The organism is Synechococcus sp. BMK-MC-1 (genome assembly GCF_014279955.1).
In the GTDB taxonomy this organism is placed as follows: Bacteria; Cyanobacteriota; Cyanobacteriia; order PCC-6307; family Cyanobiaceae; genus Synechococcus_C.
Genome location: NZ_CP047939.1, coordinates 355,465 through 373,699, shown reverse-complemented (window position 1 = coordinate 373,699; position 18,235 = coordinate 355,465). Strand labels below are relative to the sequence as shown.

Sequence of the window (18,235 nt, the reverse complement as noted above, 5' to 3'; positions counted from 1 at the left end):
TCCCAGGCACCATGGCGTTCGACCTGCCCGCCCCCATGACCGGCACCCCTCTCCTCTCCTTTGAACCGCTCACAGAGGGGATTTTGCTCAAGCGCTACAAGCGTTTTCTGGCAGACATCGAACTGGAGGACGGATCGTGCGTGACCGCCCACTGCGCGAACACAGGACCGATGACGGGCGTTTTGATTCCAGGCCAACGGGTGCGCCTGCGCCATGCCCCCTCTCCAACCCGCAAGCTGGCCTGGACCTGGGAACAGGCCGAAGTACCCGGTGCTGATGGACAACCCTGTTGGGTGGGGATCAACACCGCATTACCCAACCGTCTGATCCGGGCAGCCATCGAAGCCGGCTGTATCAACGAAGTTGTTGGTCCAACTGTTGAGATCAGACCCGAGGTGGCCTACGGCGAGAACAAGCGCAGCCGCATTGATCTGCTGCTGACTCCCCAGAGCGACAGTGCAGATCCAAGAAAAATTTATGTCGAGATCAAAAACACAACCTGGTGCGAGGGATCACTCGCACTCTTCCCCGACACCGTGACCGAACGTGGCCAAAAGCATCTCCGTGAACTCATGAGCGTGCTACCCAACGCCAGAGCGCTTCTGGTGCCTTGTATCAGCCGTGACGACCTCAACGCATTCGCACCGGGAGACAGCGCAGATCCTCACTACGGGGAGCTCTTCCGACAAGCAATTTCGAAAGGGGTAGAGGTTTTCCCCTGCGCCTTTCGCTTTGAGCAGGACAAAATTCTCTGGCAGGGGAAGCGCGCATTGGAGGCGAGGCAATCGCCAGTTCGGTAACAACGGCGACGTATGAGGTGTACACACGAGTACATCTTGGTGCGGTGAGACAGTCTTTTCGACAGTCCGACCTGCAGTTCCGCTTTCCTTTCATGACAACTGCTTTGAACTCTCTATCGGGGAGACGAAAGCCTCTTCAGGAGGCCAGCCTGCTTGAGGGGCCAATGCTCCTTCTGCAAAGCATCAGAGGCTTCAGAACGAACCGATCACTCCTATGGCTTGCCTGTGTGCCAGTCGCTCTGTTCGGACTAGGCATTTTCAACCTTGCCGCATTTGCCGAAGAGCTGCCTGAACTCAACGCAGCGTTCCTCGCCAACAACCTCTGGTTGCTAGTAGCAACCATTTTGGTGATCTTCATGAACGCTGGCTTCGCCATGGTGGAAGCCGGGATGTGTCGCCAGAAGAACGCCGTCAACATTCTAGCCAAGAACCTTTTCGTGTTCGCCCTGGCGGTAACTGCTTATTGGTTCATCGGCTACTCGTTGATGTATGGCGGTTCTGTTGTTGATGGCTGGCTTTACTTCAAGGGTTTGTTCTTTGATCCAGCTGTCTCAGCAGAAACCATTAGTGAAGCGGGCCTTGTTCCCACTGTTGATTTCCTCTTTCAAGCTGCATTCGCCGGCACCGCCGCAACCATCGTTTCCGGCCTGGTGGCTGAACGGGTGAAGTTCGGGGAATTCGTCGTGTTCGCGCTTGTGCTGACCGCAGTCATTTACCCGATTGCTGGAAGCTGGGAATGGAATGGCGGCTGGCTGAACAGCGTTGGCGATAAAGAATTCATTGATTTCGCTGGCTCATCAATTGTTCACTCCGTTGGTGCTTGGGCCGGTCTTGTGGGCGCGATGTTGCTCGGGCCACGCATCGGCAAATATGTCGATGGTCGTACGCAAGCAATCCCCGGTCACAACATGGCGATTGCAACGCTCGGAGCGCTCATCCTATGGATTGGCTGGTATGGGTTCAATCCTGGTTCCCAGCTGGCCATGGACCAATGGGTGCCTTATGTCGCTGTGACAACAACTCTGGCTGCCGCGGGTGGAGCGATTGGAGCCACCGTGATTTCGACGATGACGTCAGGCAAGCCTGATTTGACCATGATCATTAATGGAATCCTGGCTGGCCTTGTGAGCATTACGGCAGGCTGCGGAAACCTCACCCTGGTGGGGTCGTGGGTTGCAGGATTGATCGGCGGTGTGATCGTTGTCTTCTCAGTATCTGCTCTCGATTCAGCAGGAATTGATGATCCCGTCGGCGCTTTCTCTGTCCACGGTGTCTGTGGTGTCTGGGGAACTCTGGTCGTCGGACTCTGGGGTTTTGATATCCAGGGCGATGGCTCACCTCTCGGGCTTCTCGTGGGCGGTGGTATCGAACAGCTCGGCATCCAGGCTCTCGGATGTGCTGCTTATGCCATCTGGGCACTGGTGACCTGTTGGATCGCCTGGAGCATCATCGGCGGATTGTTCGGTGGCATCCGCGTCACCGAAGAGGAAGAGACGATGGGGCTTGACATCGGTGAGCACGGCATGGAGGCCTATCCCGATTTCGCATCGTCCGGAAATTGAGATCCGGTTGTGATGTCTGAAACCCCGGCCCCAGGGCCGGGGCTTTTTTTTGCAGGATTGCTCCATCGCATGCCGATGGGTCAAGCCTGACCCGCAGCCCATAGAGTCATCGCATCGTCGTCGCGACCATGGATACCCACGCCTTCAAGCGCTCCCTGCACCACTCCGACCGTTACAACCGCCGAGGGTTCGGACGTTCCGAAGAGGTGGCCGGAAGTCTCGAGCAGGCTTACCAGAGCAGCCTGATTGGATCGATCCGCGACAACGGGTATCGCTTGAACCATGGTCGGCTTCAAGTGCGCCTCGCCAAGGATTTCGGCTTCTGCTGGGGCGTGGAGCGCGCTGTTGCCATGGCCTATGAAACCCGAAAGCACTACCCCAGTGAGCGCTTGTGGATCACCAACGAGATCATTCACAACCCTTCCGTGAATGACCACCTCCGCGAGATGAACGTTCAATTCATCCCCGTCGAGCAAGGGGTGAAGGACTTCTCTGGTGTTACCTCGGGTGATGTGGTGATTCTTCCCGCCTTTGGCGCAACGGTTCAAGAGATGCAGCTTCTCAACGAACGGGGATGCCACATCGTTGACACCACCTGCCCCTGGGTTTCCAAGGTTTGGAACACCGTGGAGAAGCACAAGAAGCAGACATTCACTTCAATCATTCACGGCAAGGTAAAGCACGAGGAGACCTTGGCCACCAGCTCATTCGCTGGGACTTATCTCGTGGTGCTTGACCTGGAAGAAGCCCAGATCGTTGCCGATTACATCCTCGGAAACGGAGACCGCGACAGCTTCATGGCTCGCTTTTCCAAAGCCTGCTCCCCAGGATTCGATCCTGATCAGGATCTCGAAAAACTCGGCGTTGCCAACCAAACCACCATGCTCAAACGGGAAACCGAAGAGATCGGTCGTTTGTTTGAACGCACCATGCTCAGCAAATTCGGCCCAACGCAACTCAATGAGCATTTCCTGGCGTTCAACACCATCTGCGATGCCACCCAGGAACGCCAAGACGCGATGTTTTCCCTTGTGGATGAACCGCTCGACTTGATGGTGGTCATCGGCGGCTACAACTCCTCCAACACCACCCATCTGCAGGAAATCGCCATCAACCGCGGCATCCGCTCCTTCCACATCGACACCCCGGAGCGCATCAGTGCCGACAACAGCATCGAACACAAGCCTCTCGGCCAGGAGCTGATCCGCGAACTGGAGTTCCTGCCGAGCGGAACGGTCACCGTGGGCATCACATCCGGAGCCTCCACCCCGGATCGCGTCGTGGAGCACGTGATCCAGCGCTTGATCAGTCTCAGCGAAGAAAACTGAAGACCTGCTCGCTTTACATTGGTTGACCTTGGGGTCAACCCCTGCCAGGGACTCTCATCCGTGCTGCTCTTGTCGAGACCATCAGCCGATTCCCTCCGTTCGTGCCATGGCCAGGACCCACAGGTGCGCTGTTACCGCAGTCACTTCAGTGACTGCATGGAGATGCGCGCCAGCCATGCGGTGGTGGCTCGCCATCTCGATCGACACGACGATTGGTTCCGCCGCTGCGCCGCACCGATGCAGGTGGAGGCCCTCGATGCCCAGACCTATGCGCTGACCCTGGGTCGGTTCGGGAATTTTGGCTTCGAAGTGGAACCGACCATCGCCTTGCGCCTTCTACCAGGCCATGAAGGCACGTATGCCATCGAAACGGTGACGCAGCCAGACAGGGATCCAGCGTTGGCCGCGCTCTACGACGTTGATTTCCAGGCAGGTCTCACACTGAATGACGACACGCACCAGGGCTTGCCGACGACCTGTGTGCGTTGGGAGCTGGATCTCAGCATCTGGATCTCCCTTCCCAAGGTGATCACCATGCTTCCCGAGGGCCTGGTGCAATCCAGCGGCGATCGACTGCTGCGTCAGATCGTGAGGCAAATCTCAAGACGACTCACCTGGAAGGTGCAGGAAGATTTCCATGGAAGCCATGGACTTGTTTGCCCGCCAAGGCGCCGGGCGACCTTCTGATCGCCCGGCGCGGCTTCAGCGGCTCGACCAGATCTTGTTGACGATTTCCATGCCGCTGACCGCCTGCCACAGGAAGAGGGTCATCATCCCCATGTTGAGGCCGACATGGGCTTTGCGGGCGATCACATTGCCTTGCTGCATGAAGGGTGACAGGGATGCGGCGACCGCGATCATGGCCGTCATGGCGAGTCCGGCCAGCAGGTGAGGACCAACGAACAACTTGCCGTTGTTCAGATAGGTCACGGCCATGCCACCGATGCTGCCCAGAACGATCAGACCAAGCAGCAGTCCGCCCCAACGGAAATGACGCTGAGCGAACTTCCCAGGGATCAGGGTCTTGCGCTCCTCGGGCGTTCCAGTGCGCGTTTTCTTGGCCTTGATCCCCAGATACATCGCATAGGCAGACGCCAGAAGCAACACCCACATCATCAGTGGGTGAACGAAACTCAGGGCGAAGGGCAGCGCGGCAAGCGTCATCAGAAGTGATCGCATTGAAGTTGGCGCGAGGCTAGGACTCCGTGGTCTTCAGCAGCGATACAGACGCGCTTCCTTAGTGCAGGAAATGACGCTGCCCTGTGAGCAGCATGGCGAGCCCCAGTTCATTGCAGGCCTTGATGGAGTCCTGATCGCGCTTGCTACCGCCTGGATGAATCACAGCCGTGATGCCGTGCTGCGCCGCCAAACGCACCGTGTCATCAAAGGGGAAGAAGCCATCACTGGCGAGGACGGCACCACGGGCGCCATCCCCTGACGCCTCAAGAGCGATCCTGGCCGAGCCAACCCGGTTCATCTGCCCCGCACCAATGCCGAGGCTCTGACCGTTTCTGGCCACGACAATGGCATTGGAACGGACATGACGGACCAACTGCCAGGCGAAGCACAGGTCATCACGCTCTGCCTGACTGGGGGCCCGCTCGCTGGCCACGGTCCACCCGTCCGCCGCGACCGGTTGGTCATCAAGGTCCTGCACCAGCAGGCCACCCAGAATGCTGCGCACGTGGTCATGGCCGGCAGCATCGATGGCCGAGGGTGGGAGTTCCAAAAGCCTGAGATTGCCTTTGGACGCCAGAATCTCCCTGGCTTCGGGGGCATATTCAGGCGCCACCACGCACTCCAGGAACAAACTGGTGAGTTCACGGGCTGCGGGCGCATCCACACGACCATTCACCGCCACGATCCCCCCGAACGCACTGACCCGATCACCATCCAGCGCCCGGGTGAGAGCGGCCGCGTGGCCATCGGCGACCGCCACACCGCAGGGATTGGTGTGCTTCACCACAACAGCTGCCGGCCGCTGAGCGGGATGGCTCCCACCCTCGCCGTAGCCGAACTCCCGCACGGTGGCCAGGGCTGCTTCGAGATCGAGGAGATTGTTGGTGCTCAGTTCCTTCCCCTGCAACTGAATGGCGCCTCCCCAGCCAACCTTGGGTGCGCTGTACCAAGCCGCCCCTTGATGGGGGTTCTCGCCGTAGCGCAGTCGCTGACGCAAAGGCAAGGCCTCCAGCCAGGGCAGTGAGGATGCCGATCCGTCATCCGCTGGCTGCAACTCAGGCCGGTTCTGCATCCAGCGCGTGATTGCGGCGTCGTACGCCGCTGTGTGCGCGAAGGCGTCCAAGGCAAGCCGCCGCCGAACCGCGGCACTTACGGCCCCCCCCGATGCAGCCAGGTCTTGGAGAAAGCGGTCGTACTGATCCGGATCGGTCAGCACAGCCACGTGGTCATGGTTTTTGGCAGCGGAGCGCACCATGGTGGGGCCTCCGATATCGATGTTCTCAATCGCCCGCTCCCAGCTCACAGCGGGATCGGAGACGGTCTCGCGAAAGGGATAGAGATTGACCACCACCACATCAATGGGCGTGATCTGATGGGCCTGCAGATCCGCTTCATGCGCAGGATCTCCGCGACGGGCCAGGATTCCGCCATGGATCCGGGGATGGAGCGTCTTCACACGACCACCCAAAATCTCCGGGGCACCGGTGTGATCAGCCACAGGGGTGACCGGCAGACCGGCCTCTTGCAGCACCTTGGCTGTGCCGCCGCTGGAAAGAAGTTGATACCCGTAACGCTCGTGCAGGGTCTTGGCTAAGGGCAACAGACCACTCTTGTCAGACACACTCAGCAGCGCTGTGGGGGCCATGGCAACAGGACGCAGGGAATACCATCCGCCAACCTACGCAGCAGTCGGTCTCGATCCCCATGGACGACCTCCTGATTCAGCGCGGCCAGGAACCAGCTCGGACGCGCCTGGTGCTTCTGCATGGCTGGGGGGCCGATGCCCGTGATCTGATGCCGTTAGGCGAGTGTCTGAGCCAAGCATCGGGTTTGGCCATCGAGTGCATGGCCTTGAACGCGCCGGAGCTTCACCCCGCAGGCTCTGGGCGCCAGTGGTACGGATTGTTCCCGGAGCAATGGGCCGACGCTGCCCAAGCAGTCCATGAACTCAAACAGCGCATCGAAGCGCTTGATCAACGTCAGATTCCGCTTTCAAAAACAGTCCTTCTGGGGTTTTCCCAGGGTGGCGCCATGGCCTTGAACGTGGGATGCCAGCTGCCGTTGGCGGGAATCATCGCCTGCAGTGCCTATCCCCATCCCCATTGGCGACCACAAGAATCACGGCCGCCAGTCATGCTCCTGCACGGCCGTGATGATGACATTGTCCCCGTCGAAGCGCAGCGAAGACTCGCTGAACAGCTGGGTGGAGACAGCGAATCCTGTCGCCTGCACACGTTCGATGGCGGGCACACCATTCCCAACGACACTGTTCCGCTGATGCTTGAGGCCTTGCGGTCCTGGCTGAGCCCAATCAGCCAAGACTTCTAGGCAGGAGACTCAAACGAAGGCGTATTCGTATTCCTCCATTTCCTCCCAATCGTCGGAGGCAAGCTCGAGACCCTCGAAGATCACCTCTTCGCCGATCTTGTCGACAATCAGACGCAGGGATGGGAACAGGAAGTGGTTTTCTTCGGCGTACTGAGCGCTGAACAGACCCTTTTCTCCCCAGAAGAAGCGATCCGTGGTGTGCTCGTTGCGCCGCACATTCAGGAGGGCAGGAGGCACCAGACCACCCTCGGCAATGAAGCGCCGGGCAGCGGTGACGGGCTTGTGCTCGCCGGTTTCCAGATGAAACGTGGGCACATGGGCAAGAACCCGTTGGCCGGCGAGACGGCGACGGCTGATCCGCTTGCGCTTCTTGGACATGATGTTGAATTCCCCGAAGAGGGATAGAAGAGAGAACAGTGGACAGGCGGGAAGAGCCGTAATTCAGCGCGTACCGCAGGACGCTTATCGCAAGCATCCAGAAATCAGCGCCCCGAACCACGCAGTAACCGGCAAAACCGCCTTCGTGATTGGACACGCACCGTTGAATTCGCCAACAGGGCTGCTGACGACAACAGGAGATTCATCAACCTCTGCTGTAACCTTGGTAGCGCGCAAAGCGCAACCTTGATCCAGCAATCGACACTCCCTGACCTCCACGAGGTCGGGTTTTGGTCGTTCATCTGATCTTAAGACTTTTTGCTGAATTGGCAAGCCTCGGGCGTCTGTCGCCTCTTTGACAGTTTTCGAAGACCGCCCAGCTGATGCATCTCTCTGATCAGTTTCTGGCGCTGGCACAGCAACATCTAAACGCCCTCAGCGCCGACGGAGCCGCCGATCGTCTTGCTCTGTACCTCACAGAGCGCCAGGAAGGGAGCACACCCAGCCTCACCCTCGTCGCCCAGTCGCCCGAGGGAGTGGCCCTTCCCGATTCAATCGCCCAGGACCCAAGCCTGCGCAGTTCAGCGCCGGAACGACGTTGGTACCCCCTGCGCTATCGCTCCCTGCTCCTTGGGGTGCTGCGAGCTGAACAGAGTGAGGACGGAGGGCAAGCCGCTGCCCACAACCGCCGCCTGCAAACCTGCGCCGAAACCCTCGCCTGCATTCGCGGACTGGAACTTGAGCAAAACCGCCTGAACGGTCAACTGGATGCCCAGCGTCAGCAGTTGTCGGTGATGGTGCACCAACTCCGTAATCCGCTGACAGCCCTGAGAACCTACGCCCAGCTGCTGCTCCGGCGCCTCGGTCCCGATGACCAGCAGCGGCCACTGGTGGAGAACCTGATCCGGGAACAGGTTGAGCTCGATCGTTATGTGACCTCTCTCGACAGGATCGGCAGGGAGGAGCTGCGGCTTGAGCCGGAGAACGCCACCCCACTGCTGCTGCCACCGGTGCCTGCCGATGCCCCCGATCTCACGATCGCCGATCTGTTGCGCCCTCTGATTGATCGCGCCGCTGCGACGGCCACCCTGCAGGGACGGCTGTGGCGAGCACCGCAGCAATGGCCGCGCTGGACACAGACACCGCGTCCTGCCGCCGACGCGGTGACGGCGGAGATCGTGGCCAACCTGCTGGAGAATGCCTTCCGCTACAGCCCCAATGGCTGTGACCTAGGCCTGTACCTGCACGATCACGGAGTGTGCGTGTGGGATGCAGGGCCTCCCATTCCCGACAGCGAACGAGAACAGATTTTTTTGAAAGGGGTTCGCGGCAGCAGCAGCAGCGAGCGCGCAGGTTCAGGCCTCGGTCTCGCCCTGGCTCAAACGTTGGCCCGGCAACGGGGAGGGCAGCTCGAACTCTTGCGGACACCTGCAGACCTTGATCACAGCCTGCCGAATCAGGGCAATGCCTTTCTGCTCAGCCTGCCCCCAACACCGCCGGAAACACCAGCGCTGAACCCACCAGCGTGACGGTTTCCCCCCACACCAAACAGGCCCCGTAGGTGTCGCCGGTATGACCACCGAGGCGCCTCCCCAGACACCCCACGATCAGCCAAGCCGCTCCCAGGCCCACCACCAGCACAAGGGACACGGATGGAGCCAAACCGCCCCCCATCAAGGCCGCGCCGATCAGGAGCAGTAGGAGCAGAGCAACAGATGGAACCCACTCCTGCGCGCCATGCCAATGCCGGCGATGAAACCCCGCCGTCCCCCCTTGGCGGAGATAAGGAAACCGTGCCATCGCGCTCAGAGGAGCAACCCTGCCGATCACCGCAGCCATCACCAGCGCCAGCGGCGCCCATGGGCCAAGCCTGATCAACGCCCCTGCCTGCAGCAGCAGCACCAGCAGCAAAGCCTGCACTCCACTGGCTCCGACCCGACTGTCGTCCATGGCTTCAAGACATCGTTCTTGCCCAGCAGCCAGACCATCAGCCGTGTCCATCAAGCCGTCGAGATGCAATCCACCTGAGAGCCAGGCCCCCAGAGCCATCGCCAAGAGAGAACAACTCTCAACCGACCAGTTCATGGCACTGAGCAGAAGCCAAAGCAACGCCTGAAGGCCACCGATCACCAGACCGATCCAAGGAGCAAAGCGGGCAATGCGCTCGAACCGTGGTGAAGGCCAGGGCCAGGCAGGCAGGACGGAGTAGAAAATCCAGGCACCGGCAAGATCCCGAAGCCAGGGCAGAGCAGCGATCCTCAGAGGGCAGCATCGGCGACCTCACCTCACCGTAGGGTCAAGACCTGGGCGGAGATGCGGGTGTTCGACTTCCAGATCAACGCAACATGCCGGCACACCGCTGCCCGCTGCGGTTGTTTTCAGACTCCCCATGGGCCGGTGACCACACCGCGCTTCATGCCCGTGGGAACGCTGGCCACCGTGAAGGGGGTCACGGCCGATCAACTCGCGACCACCGGAGCACAGATGGTGCTCTCGAACACTTACCACCTGCACCTCCAACCCGGTGAAGCCGTCGTGGAGGCCGCCGGTGGGCTCCATCGGTTCATGGGCTGGCAGGGCCCGATGCTCACCGATTCAGGGGGATTTCAGGTGTTCAGCCTGGGGGACCTCAATCGCATCGATGACCACGGCGTTGATTTCCGCAATCCGAGGGACGGCAGCCGCATCCTGCTGACGCCGGAACGGTCGATGGAGATTCAGATGGCGCTGGGTGCGGATGTGGCCATGGCCTTTGACCAATGCCCCCCTTACCCCGCCACTGAGAATGATGTGGAGGAAGCCAGTCGGCGCACCCATGCCTGGCTCGAGCGCTGCGTCACCGCCCACACCCGCACCGACCAGGCCCTGTTCGGGATCGTGCAAGGGGGGTGCTTCCCTCACCTACGCGAAGCCAGCGCGAAAGCCGTCGCCGGCTTCAACCTCCCGGGCATCGCCATTGGCGGCGTCAGCGTGGGAGAGCCGGTGGAGGAGATGCACCGCATCGTTCGGCAGGTCACGCCTCTCCTGCCGGAGGATCGTCCCCGCTACCTCATGGGCATCGGCACACTCCGGGAAATGGCTGTTGCTGTCGCCAACGGAATCGATCTGTTCGACTGCGTGCTCCCCACCCGTCTGGGGCGGCACGGCACGGCGATGGTGGCCGGGGAGCGCTGGAACCTGCGCAACGCCCGCTTCCGGCATGACCACACACCGCTTGACCCCACATGCCCGTGCATCGCCTGCAAGCAGCACACCCGGGCCTATCTGCACCATCTGATCCGCAGTGAAGAGTTGCTCGGATTGACTCTGCTGAGCCTGCACAACCTCACCCATCTGATCCGCTTCACCAGTGCGATGGAACGCGCCATTCGCGAAGGCTGTTTTGCAGAGGATTTCCGTCCCTGGGACGACGACTCACCCGCCCATCACACGTGGTAGCGTCCGCTCACTGACCGAACTGTTCGCCGGGATGGCTGCCTTCTCCCTTGACCTGCTGGCCCAACTTCCCGAGGCCTATCAGGCATTCGGCCCACTGATCGACATCCTGCCGATCATCCCAGTGTTTTTCCTGCTTCTGGCCTTCGTCTGGCAAGCCTCCGTCGGCTTCCGCTGAACGCCTTAACGCCGCCTTGCGCCCGCTCGGAGCACCGCCCAAGCGAATTGAGGCAGCACCAGATAACGCCGCCAGCGTGACGGGTCCTGGAGCAGCCTGAAAAGCCACTCCAGTTTCAGTCGACTGGTCCATTCCGGTGCTCGCTGCTTGACACCGGACCAGACATCGAAACTGCCGCCGACGCCCATCCACACGCCGGGGAGGGAGTGGCGCATGCTCTGCGCCCAGAGTTCTTGACGGGGCACACCCAGAGCGACCAGCACAAGATCAGCCCGAAGACTGCGTAATCGGGCCTCCAAAGCCGGCCAAGCCTCCGGCGCTTGAAACCCGTGCTCTGCCATCTGCAACCGCAGCTTGGGATGGCTGTGGGCCAGTTTGGTTTTCAGGCGCGCCATCACCTCGGGTGAACCACCCACCAGGGCGACAGACCAGTTGTGGGCCTCGGCGTAACGCAGCAGAGACCAGGCCAGCTCGATACCAGGACTGCGCCTCACCCTGACCCCCTGGCGACCGAGAGCCCACACCACACCTGCTCCATCCGGAACCACGAGATCTGCGTGGGCAATCACGGCACCAAGATCCACGTCCTGACGCGCCCGCATCGTCATTTCGGCATTGAGCGTCACGATCTGACCTCCGCCGTCACCATGCAAGCCGATTGCAGAAGCCACCACATCGCGGCAAGCGTCAACAGGAACCCCAAGAACGTGGCAGCGACGACGATCGCGCGGGCCAGTACTGATTGTTTCCATCTCCGAAACCGCTGCGAGGGAGAATCTAGGTCCGGTCGAACGCGAGGCCATGGTTCTGTCCCATCCGGTTGCCAGCAATGACCAGGAGAAGCTGGACCAGTTGCAGCAACTCAACATCGCCATCGAAGCCGTGGTCTTGCAGCGGCAAAATCCGCTAAGCGGACTGCTTCCGGCGAGCACGGCCCATACCGTTCACGGCAACTACGGCGATGCCTGGGTTCGCGACTGCGTGTACTCGATTCAGTGCGTTTGGGGCTTGGCCATTGCCCACCGCAAACTCCTCGGCCCATGCCAACGCAGCTGGGAACTGGAGCAGCGGGTGGTCGACCTCATGCGCGGACTGCTCAGCGCCATGCTGCGTCAGTCGGAGAAGGTCGAACGCTTCAAGCACAGCCTGGATCCACTGGACGCGCTCCATGCCAAGTACAACAGCCGGACTGGGGAACCGGTGGTGCCTGACGACGGATGGGGGCACCTCCAGCTCGATGCCACATCACTGTTTCTGCTTCAACTGGCCCAGCTCAGTCGCAGCGGTCTGGCTGTGATCCACAACCGCCATGAGGCGGCCTTCATTCAGAACCTGGTGTACTACGTCGCCCGGGCTTACCAGACCCCGGACTACGGCATCTGGGAGAGGGGAGACAAAGGCAACCATGGACTGCCGGAACGCAATGCCAGCTCGATCGGCATGGCCAAGGCTGCCCTGGAGGCTCTCGACGGTGTGGATCTCTTCGCCGCCCATGGCGATGGCAGCGTGACCGTGCTGATCCCTCCCGGAGCCGTGGTGCGTTTAAGGCGAGCACTGCAGGGGCTTCTCCCACGTGAATCCGCCAGCAAAGAGGTGGACAGCGCCTGTTTGTCGGTGATCGGCTATCCCGCCTGGGCGATCGAGGATCCTGAGCTTGTTGAACGCACCGCCAGACGCATCCGCCGGGAACTGGGCGGCCTCTACGGATACAAGCGCTTCAGGCGCGATGGCCACCAAACCGTGGTGGAAGACATCACGCGCCTGCACTACGAATGCGATGAGCTCGCCACATTTGAGGGAGTGGAATCGGAATGGCCCCTGTTCCTGGCTTATGAATTGATCACCGCCTGTTTTGAAGAGCGCTGGGACGACGCCAGACAGTGGCGCCATCGCCTGGAAGCCGTTCGGGTGGAACGCAACGGCCAGATGCTCTACCCAGAGCTCTACCTCGTTCCTGCAGACGCCGTGGAGCGCGAACGCCAGCGCCCCGGGAGCCAGAAACGCGTCGCCAATGACAATGTCCCCCTGCTCTGGACCCAGAGCCTGGCCTGGCTCGGGGAGATGCTGATGGACGGGCTGATCGAGGCCGCAGACCTCGATCCCTGTGGCCGGCGTCTGCCGTCTGTTCTAGGCGCGCAGTCAGTCCTGGTCTGCTTGGCGCCCGACGACCCCAGCGTGGCCTCGCGCCTGAGGGAGCTCGGGCTTCCCGTTAGCGATTTAGACACTGCAGGGATCGAAATCCTGAGCTCCGATGCCCTGCGTCAACACCTGAGCGCCGTCGGCGTTGACGAGGCGCTTGGCCTGAGCGGTTGTCCACCTTTAAGGCCTGAGACTGCCGCCAGTGCCAGGCTCTATCGGTTGGGTGAACGGCAGTTGGCCTTTCTTCCCGCCGTTCTTGAAGAGGGAACGTTTTATCTCAGCCACGACCCCAGACATCTGGTGGACAGCGTGGTGAACGAGCTGCATCTGCTGCAGAGGCACTGGCAAGGACCTGGTTCACCCCTGCTCTTGATTCCAGTGCAGGCCTCCTTGCTGGAGCGAGGAGACACCCATCTGCTCGCCCTCACAGAGCGTCTTTGCAGTGGTTGCGTGGAAGACGTGCATGTGGAGTTCGCAACCCTGGAAACGCTGGCAGCCCGAGCCCAGTGGCATGAACTGCCTCATCACGCACCGGCGACCTCTGAACTGCCCCCCACGGCCAATGCCAGGCAACTGCTCAAGGCTTCGACCGATCTGAGTGATCTCACCGCTGCTCAGGAACAGGAGCTGGACGACACATCGTTGGAGGAGCTGCGACGGCGTCTCTGGTCGAGCAACTCCCTGCGCGAGCAGGCCGAAGTGCTGGAACTGCTCACGCGCAAGCTGGGAAGCTCGGCGATCCTGAGCGGCCCTAACGGGGCTCCGGTAGAAATCAAAACGCTGCTGGAGGAGATCTACCGACGCGGGTTGCAGCAGGAGGACTGGAACGTGGCCCGTCGCTGCGCCGGCGCCATGGGACTCATTCACCCGCAGCTGGACGACGCCCTGATCGACCTGCTCAGCCGGCAGAAGCAGGTGGTGGTTGGACGCAATTACACCAAGGCCTCACGACTGAGCACCCCCGTGTCCAGCCAGGCGATTGCAGCTCTGATCGAGCAAACCTGCGGCAGTGATGGTCGCGAGTGGATGCTGCAGCAGGAACTCCTGCTGGCCCTCGACGGGATCGCCAGGCGCGAACCCGACATGATCCGCGGTTCTCTGACCTTCCAGCTCGGACAGTTGATGCTTTTGCTCACGTCTGAGCTTGCTGCTGAACGACAACTAAGCCAGGACGAAGCCTTTGAGGCCGTGTGTGACGAGCCGCCGCACCGCCTTGGCCAACGGCTGCGCACGGTGCTGGCGGATGTCGATCATGCCCGCGACGCCTTGCAGCGAAGGGAGTTGCTGCACGTGCGCGGGCAGGTGCAATGGACGGTGCCCGAACCGCTTGAAACCGGTCCCGGTGGCAGCGACTGGCTCCAACATCGCATCCGTCTTGGCTCACTCCAGCAGGTGCCCAAGGAGTTCTACGCAGGCATCTGGTCGCTTCTGCACCACTGTCGGGGACTGGTGATTGGCGACAAACTCGAACGCCGCAATCGCCTGACCAGCGCCCTCCTGCTGGAGAAAACCCCCGGTGAGCGCAACTTTGCGATCCAGGTTGAACATCTCCTCAGCCGCATCACCGCACCCGAATACCGGCAACTGTGCACGGAAAGCCTGCTCTCACTGATGGCTTTTGCCACCGCCAACCCCCAGATCCAGATTGAGGACGACATCGCTCTGGATGTGGTGATCGGCCATGCCGTTCGCGTGGGCTGGCATGCCACGCATCCTGACCTGAAGGAGGCCGATTACGCCCAGCACAAAGCCAGTGCGTGGGATCAGTTCTACCGGTCATCCCCTGCCCTCTGCCGTCACTGGCAGATCGCGGCTCTGCGTCAGCTCGCCGATCGAGACACTCTGAACTGAATCACAGAAGGACGGGAGCGCCGACTCAGATCGGCGCCTCGAGCGGAATGCCAACACCAGGTTGTTCCACCGCCTGCTCAATCAGATCCGCCAACCGCAACGCCCTAGAGGCCTGCTGCCCATCCACCGCTGGGGTCTCCTGGCCTCGCACACACTGCAGGAAGTGCTCGAGCTCGGCGTAGAGGGGCTCAATCGACGTGGTGCTCACCTCCTCAATGAATCCGTCGTTTCTGTAGAGCAGTTCTCCGTGATCAGCCGAATACCACTCATGGGCGCGGCGGTGGATGTGCAGGTTGTGATTGAGAAAGTCTGTCTCCACCAGGCTCGAGCGGCAGTGAGCGCTGAGACTTCTGATCTTGCGATGACTCATCTTGCTGGCCGTGAGACTGGCCACCACACCATTCTCAAACCCGAGCGTGGCATTCACGTAATCGATCGGGCCCGACGAACTGCGGCCACCGGCCGCAGCCAGATGCACCACCGATGAGCCGGCGAGCTCAAGCACAAGATCGAGATCATGAATCATCAGATCCAGAACCACCGACACATCGTTGGCGCGGTCGGCATGGGGGCTGTGACGACGGGCTTCGAGCACCACAACCTCCTCGTTGGCCACCACTTTGGTGAGCTCCCTGAAGGCGGGGTTGAAGCGCTCGATGTGGCCGACCTGAAGCAAGCGGCCGCCTCTGCTGGCGGCATCAATCAGGGCAGCGGCCTCCTCCTGGCTTGCCGCGATGGGCTTTTCAATCAAGACGTGCACACCGGCTTCCAGGCAAGCCAGACCAACGGGGTGGTGGAGCAGGGTCGGAACAGCAATACAAACGGCCTCAACCTCCGCGAGCATGTCGCGGTAATCAGCGAACCAGCGACATCCGAACTGCTCTTTGGCCAGAGCGCCTCGGGCGGAATCCGGATCGGCCACACCAATCAGATCAGCGTCTTTCAGCAGGCTGAGAACGCGGGCATGGTGCCAGCCCATGTTGCCGATGCCAATCACGCCGACCTTCACCGGAACCATGGTGTCGGTCATCAGCGGGCCTGCGCGAACGCGCTGATTATCGGTGATCGACGCGGCGGTTAGCGAAACGGACTAAGGCTCTTCTGGCTTGGACGAGTCCTGGGTTGAGACCTCCTGATCGGGCAGCACCAGACGCACCCTCACGATGCGAGGTCCCGCCATGGCGAAGATCTCGAACTGAACACCGTCATGGCGAAGCGCTTCTCCTGGGGAGGGGATGTGCTGCAGTTTTTCCAGCAGGAAACCGGCCAGGGTGTGATGGTCGCTGGCCTCTGGCAGATCCAACCCGAGCTGGCGGTTCAGCTCGAAGATCTCCAGATCACCCGCAACGAGCCAGGCTCCCGGCTGGCCTTCCACCGCCTGAAGATCAGGCTCATCACTCTCCTCGGCAGGCTCATCACCGACGATTTCGCCGTTGAGATCGGCAGCGGTGACCAGCCCCTCAGTCCCGCCGTGTTCATCCACCACCAGAAGCAGGGGATGTCCTGAACGGATGATCGCCAGGAGATCCGCAAGGTTGCTGGTTTCCAGAACGGTCTCAGCAGGCATCAGGTAAGGCTCGAGCGACGAGTCTTCCTTCAGTTCCCCCCGGGCGATCGGTTCGGCCAGGCGCCTGAGATCGAGCACACCACGCACGTCGTCAAGCGATTGCCCGATCACCGGAAAACGGGCATGGCGGGTGCGATGCACCGCCTCCATCAACCCAGCGAAGCGCACCTCAACCGGCAGGGTCACCATCCCGGAGCGGGGCACCATCACCTCGCGCACCTGGGTGTCGCGCAACGCGAACACACCCTCGAGGATGTTGCGTTCATCGGGCTTCAGACCGGTCACGCCACCGCTTTCGATCAGGGTCTCCAGCTCACTGGCCGACAGAACCGAGACGGTGGCACCCCAGCGTTGGCTGAGGCCGGCGACGCGCAGAAGAACAGCAGCCAGAGCATTGAGGACCGCGAGCAGGGGCTGGAGTGCCCGGATGGCACCCTCCAGCACCGGCCCCAGCTGCAGCGCCGCGCGCTCGGGGCCACTCAACACCCAGGCCCGCGGCAACAGCCCGGCAATCAGGGTGGCCAGCACCACCAGCACCAGGAACCAGGCCAGATCCCACCAACGACCGGAGGCCATGTCCAACGGCCACCAGCGCTGACCAAAGCCGCGGCCCGTCCAGCCGAGCGCCACGAGCGAGAGCGACGTCCCGAACTGGGTCATGAGCAGCGCTGTCGGGAAACGCCGCTGCAACCTCAGCAACGCCTGGGCGCCAGGCCGGCCTTGCTCGTTGAACTCCTGCACCTGACTGGGTCTGAGCCTCAGCAGGGCCACCTCGGCGGCTGAAAACAGAGCCGGCAGAACCAGCAGCGCGATCAGCAGGAGTGGGCGCATTCGGGAGAGGGGATGGGGGTCGCGAGGATCGAACTCGCCTTAGGCGAATTATGAGTTCGCTGCATTCACCAGATTGCTAGACCCCCGCAACCGAGGTCTTACCACAAAGCACGAACAGCGGGAAAGGGGTCGGGCGATGGCTGCACCACGGGCTCGGGCTGCGGCATCTCCTCCGCCAGGCTGCTGCCGAATCCATTGGATAAATCAACCGTGCGCCAGGGAATGGGTGCGCTCTGCTCTTCGAGCAGAACCCGGGTGGTGTTCTGAAGAGCGGATCCGTCCCAGATGATGGTTTGGTCGGGGAATCCCAGACCCATCAAGCGCTGACCATCGGGCCCAGCCAGCGCGATACCAAACAGATCAGTCACCTGGTGCAGAAGGTCGACCCCTCGGGCATAGGACGACGTCCAGGTGTAGAAGCGACGCTCCACCAAAGCCTCGGTGGTTTCCACCGGGGCACATCGGGTCACCTCCACCGGCTGGGCGACACCCTCAGCCAAAGCCGACACCTGTGCAGGTGCCTCCAGGGTGGTGGTGCAGACCATCGGCTTGGCCAGTCCTTGGGGGCACAGAGCCAAGGGCAAGAACAGAAGCAACGGGCTGAGGCGATGCCAGGCCACGGAACGAAACCACCACTGCGCGCAAACTAGGCAGAGGAT

At 61.4% G+C, this 18,235-nt stretch carries 17 protein-coding genes and 1 tRNA gene; 9 read left to right on the top strand and 9 right to left on the bottom strand.

Going from position 1 to position 18,235, the window contains the following annotated elements; genetic code table 11:
* Positions 1-35: 35 nt before the first annotated feature.
* From sfsA to SynBMKMC1_RS01870, 4 genes are all read left to right on the top strand, one after another.
* Positions 36-800: a DNA/RNA nuclease SfsA gene (gene sfsA, locus SynBMKMC1_RS01885; protein WP_186473278.1), complete on the top strand. Its 765-nt coding sequence runs from the start codon at positions 36-38 to the stop codon at positions 798-800.
* 92 nt (positions 801-892) lie between these two features.
* A complete protein-coding gene (locus SynBMKMC1_RS01880; RefSeq protein WP_186472531.1) occupies positions 893-2,362 on the top strand; it encodes an ammonium transporter in 1,470 nt (489 codons plus the stop codon).
* A gap of 128 nt (positions 2,363-2,490) precedes the next feature.
* Positions 2,491-3,690, top strand: a complete 1,200-nt coding sequence (locus SynBMKMC1_RS01875; RefSeq protein ID WP_186472530.1) for a 4-hydroxy-3-methylbut-2-enyl diphosphate reductase — start codon at positions 2,491-2,493, stop codon at positions 3,688-3,690.
* 60 nt (positions 3,691-3,750) lie between these two features.
* Entirely contained in the window at positions 3,751-4,377 is a 627-nt protein-coding gene (locus SynBMKMC1_RS01870) for a DUF1997 domain-containing protein (protein ID WP_011932223.1), read from the top strand.
* 15 nt (positions 4,378-4,392) lie between these two features.
* Here SynBMKMC1_RS01870 and SynBMKMC1_RS01865 read toward each other — a convergent pair whose 3' ends face one another.
* Both SynBMKMC1_RS01865 and purH read right to left on the bottom strand, forming a co-directional pair.
* On the bottom strand, positions 4,393-4,854 hold the full coding sequence (locus tag SynBMKMC1_RS01865) for a DUF4079 domain-containing protein (protein WP_011932222.1): 462 nt from the start codon (positions 4,852-4,854) through the stop codon (positions 4,393-4,395).
* A gap of 73 nt (positions 4,855-4,927) precedes the next feature.
* The gene (gene purH / locus SynBMKMC1_RS01860; RefSeq protein ID WP_186472529.1) at positions 4,928-6,514 is read right to left on the bottom strand and encodes a bifunctional phosphoribosylaminoimidazolecarboxamide formyltransferase/IMP cyclohydrolase; all 1,587 of its coding nucleotides are present in this window, start codon (positions 6,512-6,514) and stop codon (positions 4,928-4,930) included.
* Positions 6,515-6,573: 59 nt separating this feature from the next.
* Between purH and SynBMKMC1_RS01855 the strand changes: the two genes are divergently transcribed.
* Positions 6,574-7,197, top strand: coding sequence for an alpha/beta hydrolase (locus SynBMKMC1_RS01855; RefSeq protein WP_186472528.1), 624 nt, complete (start codon positions 6,574-6,576; stop codon positions 7,195-7,197).
* 9 nt (positions 7,198-7,206) lie between these two features.
* Here the strand turns inward: SynBMKMC1_RS01855 and SynBMKMC1_RS01850 are convergent, their stop codons facing one another.
* On the bottom strand, positions 7,207-7,575 hold the full coding sequence (locus tag SynBMKMC1_RS01850; protein ID WP_011932219.1) for a DUF3155 domain-containing protein: 369 nt from the start codon (positions 7,573-7,575) through the stop codon (positions 7,207-7,209).
* 383 nt (positions 7,576-7,958) lie between these two features.
* Between SynBMKMC1_RS01850 and SynBMKMC1_RS01845 the strand changes: the two genes are divergently transcribed.
* Complete coding sequence (locus SynBMKMC1_RS01845) at positions 7,959-9,104, top strand: sensor histidine kinase KdpD (RefSeq protein ID WP_186472527.1); 1,146 nt, start codon at positions 7,959-7,961, stop codon at positions 9,102-9,104.
* Here SynBMKMC1_RS01845 and SynBMKMC1_RS01840 read toward each other — a convergent pair.
* On the bottom strand, positions 9,052-9,831 hold the full coding sequence (locus tag SynBMKMC1_RS01840) for an adenosylcobinamide-GDP ribazoletransferase (RefSeq protein ID WP_186473277.1): 780 nt from the start codon (positions 9,829-9,831) through the stop codon (positions 9,052-9,054). The genes SynBMKMC1_RS01845 and SynBMKMC1_RS01840 overlap by 53 nt on opposite strands.
* Before the next feature lie 63 nt (positions 9,832-9,894).
* Here SynBMKMC1_RS01840 and tgt point away from each other — a divergent pair, with 63 nt between their 5' ends.
* Together tgt and SynBMKMC1_RS01830 are read left to right on the top strand one after the other, a co-directional pair.
* On the top strand, positions 9,895-11,013 hold the full coding sequence (tgt, locus tag SynBMKMC1_RS01835) for a tRNA guanosine(34) transglycosylase Tgt (RefSeq protein ID WP_186472526.1): 1,119 nt from the start codon (positions 9,895-9,897) through the stop codon (positions 11,011-11,013).
* Positions 11,014-11,044: 31 nt separating this feature from the next.
* Positions 11,045-11,188: a photosystem II reaction center protein K gene (locus SynBMKMC1_RS01830; RefSeq protein ID WP_006042358.1), complete on the top strand. Its 144-nt coding sequence runs from the start codon at positions 11,045-11,047 to the stop codon at positions 11,186-11,188.
* Positions 11,189-11,193: 5 nt separating this feature from the next.
* Here SynBMKMC1_RS01830 and SynBMKMC1_RS01825 read toward each other — a convergent pair whose 3' ends face one another.
* Positions 11,194-11,940 carry a WecB/TagA/CpsF family glycosyltransferase gene (locus tag SynBMKMC1_RS01825; RefSeq protein WP_186472525.1) on the bottom strand — a complete coding sequence of 249 codons (747 nt, stop codon included), beginning with the start codon at positions 11,938-11,940 and terminating at the stop codon, positions 11,194-11,196.
* A 49-nt stretch (positions 11,941-11,989) separates the two neighbouring features.
* Between SynBMKMC1_RS01825 and SynBMKMC1_RS01820 the strand changes: the two genes are divergently transcribed.
* Complete coding sequence (locus SynBMKMC1_RS01820) at positions 11,990-15,178, top strand: glycoside hydrolase family 15 protein (RefSeq protein WP_186472524.1); 3,189 nt, start codon at positions 11,990-11,992, stop codon at positions 15,176-15,178.
* Positions 15,179-15,203: 25 nt separating this feature from the next.
* Here the strand turns inward: SynBMKMC1_RS01820 and SynBMKMC1_RS01815 are convergent, their stop codons facing one another.
* From SynBMKMC1_RS01815 to SynBMKMC1_RS01800, 4 genes are all read right to left on the bottom strand, one after another.
* Complete coding sequence (locus SynBMKMC1_RS01815) at positions 15,204-16,208, bottom strand: Gfo/Idh/MocA family protein (RefSeq protein ID WP_011932213.1); 1,005 nt, start codon at positions 16,206-16,208, stop codon at positions 15,204-15,206.
* Positions 16,209-16,268: 60 nt separating this feature from the next.
* Positions 16,269-17,576, bottom strand: coding sequence for a hemolysin family protein (locus SynBMKMC1_RS01810; protein WP_186472523.1), 1,308 nt, complete (start codon positions 17,574-17,576; stop codon positions 16,269-16,271).
* 13 nt (positions 17,577-17,589) lie between these two features.
* Positions 17,590-17,662, bottom strand: a tRNA-Ile gene (locus SynBMKMC1_RS01805).
* Positions 17,663-17,674: 12 nt separating this feature from the next.
* A complete protein-coding gene (locus SynBMKMC1_RS01800) occupies positions 17,675-18,196 on the bottom strand; it encodes a hypothetical protein (protein WP_370593926.1) in 522 nt (173 codons plus the stop codon).
* Positions 18,197-18,235 lie beyond the last annotated feature (39 nt).

Coding starts and splice junctions, on each gene's coding strand:
- SynBMKMC1_RS01820 (WP_186472524.1), top strand. CDS start 11,990: ATGGTTCTGTCCCATCCGGTTGCCAGCAATGACCAGGAGAAGCTGGAC.
- sfsA (WP_186473278.1), top strand. CDS start 36: ATGACCGGCACCCCTCTCCTCTCCTTTGAACCGCTCACAGAGGGGATT.
- SynBMKMC1_RS01850 (WP_011932219.1), bottom strand. CDS start 7,575: ATGTCCAAGAAGCGCAAGCGGATCAGCCGTCGCCGTCTCGCCGGCCAA.
- SynBMKMC1_RS01875 (WP_186472530.1), top strand. CDS start 2,491: ATGGATACCCACGCCTTCAAGCGCTCCCTGCACCACTCCGACCGTTAC.
- SynBMKMC1_RS01865 (WP_011932222.1), bottom strand. CDS start 4,854: ATGACGCTTGCCGCGCTGCCCTTCGCCCTGAGTTTCGTTCACCCACTG.
- SynBMKMC1_RS01825 (WP_186472525.1), bottom strand. CDS start 11,940: ATGGAAACAATCAGTACTGGCCCGCGCGATCGTCGTCGCTGCCACGTT.
- SynBMKMC1_RS01810 (WP_186472523.1), bottom strand. CDS start 17,576: ATGCGCCCACTCCTGCTGATCGCGCTGCTGGTTCTGCCGGCTCTGTTT.
- SynBMKMC1_RS01880 (WP_186472531.1), top strand. CDS start 893: ATGACAACTGCTTTGAACTCTCTATCGGGGAGACGAAAGCCTCTTCAG.
- purH (WP_186472529.1), bottom strand. CDS start 6,514: ATGGCCCCCACAGCGCTGCTGAGTGTGTCTGACAAGAGTGGTCTGTTG.
- SynBMKMC1_RS01855 (WP_186472528.1), top strand. CDS start 6,574: ATGGACGACCTCCTGATTCAGCGCGGCCAGGAACCAGCTCGGACGCGC.
- SynBMKMC1_RS01830 (WP_006042358.1), top strand. CDS start 11,045: ATGGCTGCCTTCTCCCTTGACCTGCTGGCCCAACTTCCCGAGGCCTAT.
- SynBMKMC1_RS01815 (WP_011932213.1), bottom strand. CDS start 16,208: ATGACCGACACCATGGTTCCGGTGAAGGTCGGCGTGATTGGCATCGGC.
- SynBMKMC1_RS01845 (WP_186472527.1), top strand. CDS start 7,959: ATGCATCTCTCTGATCAGTTTCTGGCGCTGGCACAGCAACATCTAAAC.